Annotated in this window: 4 protein-coding genes and 1 pseudogene; all 5 read right to left on the minus strand. The window is 62.1% G+C overall.

Annotated elements, in window-relative coordinates:
* Positions 1–905 (minus strand): catalase (locus AC1DF3_RS36660; RefSeq protein ID WP_478142765.1); only part of this gene is annotated, 905 nt, incomplete at its 3' end.
* A gap of 57 nt (positions 906–962) precedes the next feature.
* Positions 963–1,574 carry a hemerythrin domain-containing protein gene (locus AC1DF3_RS36665; protein ID WP_478142766.1) on the minus strand — a complete coding sequence of 204 codons (612 nt, stop codon included), beginning with the start codon at positions 1,572–1,574 and terminating at the stop codon, positions 963–965.
* A 79-nt stretch (positions 1,575–1,653) separates the two neighbouring features.
* Positions 1,654–1,932, minus strand: coding sequence for a DUF2934 domain-containing protein (locus AC1DF3_RS36670; protein WP_478142767.1), 279 nt, complete (start codon positions 1,930–1,932; stop codon positions 1,654–1,656).
* A gap of 12 nt (positions 1,933–1,944) precedes the next feature.
* The gene (locus AC1DF3_RS36675; RefSeq protein WP_478142768.1) at positions 1,945–2,439 is read right to left on the minus strand and encodes a hemerythrin domain-containing protein; all 495 of its coding nucleotides are present in this window, start codon (positions 2,437–2,439) and stop codon (positions 1,945–1,947) included.
* A gap of 572 nt (positions 2,440–3,011) precedes the next feature.
* Positions 3,012–3,178, minus strand: a pseudogene (locus AC1DF3_RS36680) (IS630 family transposase); the annotation flags it as partial.

The following is a 3,178-nucleotide window of genomic DNA, read 5'->3' on the forward strand; positions in this document are numbered from 1 at the left end:
CACATCAGCATGTGCGTTGACTCCGGCATCAGCGAGACGAAATCCCAGAACGTGTCGTGGGCGCTGGCCGCCTGCGGCATCTGGTGATGCGGCTCGGGCTTGACCGCATGCACCAGGTCGGGAAACTTGATCGCGTCCTGGATGAAGAACACAGGCATGTTGTTGCCGACCAAGTCCCAGTTGCCTTCGTCGGTGTAGAACTTGACGGCGAAGCCGCGGACATCGCGCGCCGTGTCCTTGGAGCCTCGCTCGCCCGCCACGGTGGAGAAGCGCACGAACACCGGCGTGACTTTCCCCGCTTGCTTGAACGGCGCTGCCTTGGTGAGCTTCGTGAGAGGTTCGTAGCACTCGAAAAAACCGTGAGCGCCAGAGCCGCGGGCATGCACGATGCGCTCGGGAATGCGCTCGTGGTCGAAGTGTGTGATCTTTTCGCGCAGGATGAAGTCTTCTAGCAGGGCTGGCCCCCGCGCGCCGGCCTTGAGCGAGTTCTGGTTGTCGGCGATGGCGACCCCCTGGTTGGTCGTCAGCACCTGTGCGGCCGAATCGACCCGCACGCGGTCGAGGGTGTCGATTGTGGCGTTGACGCCTTCGCGAGCGGCCGTGCCCGTCTTGTTCGAGAAGTTCTGCTCGGAGAGCGTACTCGCGGCGGGGAGGCGTGAGGGAGGACTGACTGTGGCCCCCTTGGGCGTGGCTGAGGCGTTGGCTTCGCCGTACTCCATCGGCTTGGTCGGGTTCGACCCCATGGCCTGGGCCAACCCACCGGTGTCGATGGCCTTCTGGGTCGGCAGGTCGTCTTTGCCCGCTGCGGGAAGCGGCGGCGTAGCAGGACTGCTATCGGTATTGCGTGCCGCAGCGCGTGCGGCATCGATTTCGGCGGCAGGCGTGGGGGGAAGCTTTTTGGCCATGGCAGTTCCGTATGGGAATTCGAAATGAAGGTGAATAGATTTGGATGGGAGGCCGCGTCATGGAGTGCGCTTGATCGCTCGCCTCCGCCACCGTTGTTCGCGGGCCGAGCTCGCCCAAATGAGGCACCCCGCGGCGAGCGCGGCCATCGACAGGGCCGCTTTGTTGCCGGACACGGCGCGACCCATGTTGAGCGCGATCTCCCCACTGCGTGGCGCCACGAGTTGGACACGTCGCTTGGCCATGTGTGCCCCCAACTCTCCCAGACGCTCGCCTAGGACACGTTCTGCGGCCGGCAGGACGACTGTCTCTTCATCGGCCACGTGATGAAGCACATTGCCCATGAGGGAATAAAACGTCTTGTCGTAGTCCCTGGCTTCAGGTTCCATCTGGCGCAGCAACACAATCAGGCGCTCCATCTCCTGATGCTCCGCCTCGCTGTCTCCGAGGAGTTTTTCACCTTCGTCGACCTCGCGCATGGCAGGATAGAAGATCTCCTCCTCGAGCTGGGCGTGGATCTCGAGCGCAGTACAGATCGTCAGTACCAAGCCCTTTTTCACGCGCGGCGCCGCGACGGCTTTGTACTGATGAAAGGTCGACAGGACGTGGGTGTGGTCCACCCGGATCATGTTCGTCACCGTCGGCAAGAGCCCAAAAAATGGAGTGTTCACCGAAGTCTCCTGAAAAAATAGGCAGCGAACTCGGCCGCTGCCTAAACCCCATGATTGCCAATCAGTGCAACGGTGCGCCTTAATCGCCCCTGCGGTCCAAGTTCCGCTCAGCCTCGAGCCAATCGTCCAGGTCGCTGCCGGGTCCGCCGCCGCGGCGTACATAGGCCTCATACGCGGCTTGACGGATGGCTTGCTCTCGCTCGCTAAGTCGTGATGCGTCGTGCGTCTCGTCCGGAAGGCCCCGGAGCTCTTCCTGTTGGGCCTCGAGGTCAGTCGTGCGCACCTGGGCTTCTGTTGGCAGGGCCTCCGGATTGGAAGGTCCGCCGACCGCTACGGGAGGGTCCTGCTTGCGCTTCATGAGGGATTGAGGTTATGCCGTCGCGCCCAACATTTCTTCCATCAGCTCTTCCTTGCGCACGGCGAGCCGCTCGCGCATTGCGACTAGGTCGAGTCCCTTGGCAGCGCGGGCCTTCACGAAGATCTCATTGCGCTCCTCCTTGACGTGGTGGTCGATGTATTCGCCAAGCACTTTGACCTTCGCATCGAACATATCGTCGGCATCCGCCGCATCTTCGAGTTGTGCAATCAGGTCCTTGGCCGTGCTGTGCTCCACTTCAGCTTCGTCGAGCAGGTCGGTTTCCTTGATCGCGTCACGCACGGCCGGATAAAAGATCTCCTCCTCGATGCGCGCATGCACGCTGAGCTCCAGGCAGATCTGCTTGGCCAATTCGACCTTTTTCGCTCCCGCCTGGGAGGAGCGCGACTGCGTCAGCGCCTCGTAGTCCGAAAACATCTTCTTCACTTTGCGGTGGTCGCTGTCTAGAAGGCTGCAGGCATCGGGCGCAGTGCGCTTGGTTGTTGGCATCGTGGGCTCCAATGAGATCATGAGGACGGCCATCGTCGGCGGCGGGGGAGGCAACCCATGTAGGAGGGTGCCGCGCGGCGCTAGCAGAAAACACTTTATTGCCGAGATTCAGTTAGTTGCGGTCCCGGTGCCTCTGTTGGATACGTCCTTTGGGCTCAGGTTTGCGGATAAGTGGACGGGGTAGCCGGGTTTGAGGTCGGTCCCCACGGGGAAAAGCCCCGCGTGCTTCGCACGACCGTGGAGCCCTCCCACAGTGCCTCAGCGCGTTCGCGCGGCCTTAGACAGCCGGCCCTCGCACGGCGCGCCAAATGCAGCTGGACTGGGGTCTGCTAGGACCCCTGGTCTACCCCCTCTCATGCGCTCAGCCGGGCCAACTAACCTGGTTTCTAGGTCCCCCAAGTCATTCAATCGGGTCTCGCCTGTCGCCCGCAAGGAGCAGTTGCGGAATCTGCGTCATTTGCCAGCCGCCGCGCTTCTTGCGGAATGCCCACACGAGGTCGTAGCGATCTTCCGGCCAACACATGGGCAAGCTCGCGTTGGAACCTAGTGCAGTGCGCCACGTAAATATGTACTTATCTTGTGCTCCGTGTCAGCGCCGCCTTGGCGCGCGTGACCTTGGCCAAGATGTCGGTCGCGCTCTTGGTCCAGATGAAGGGTTTGGGGTTGGCGTTGTGGTGGGCCACGTACAGATCGATGGCGAACTCCAGTTCGGCCACGCTGGTGAAGCTGTCGCGCCGGA

The organism is Variovorax sp. 10N432 (assembly GCF_056394465.1).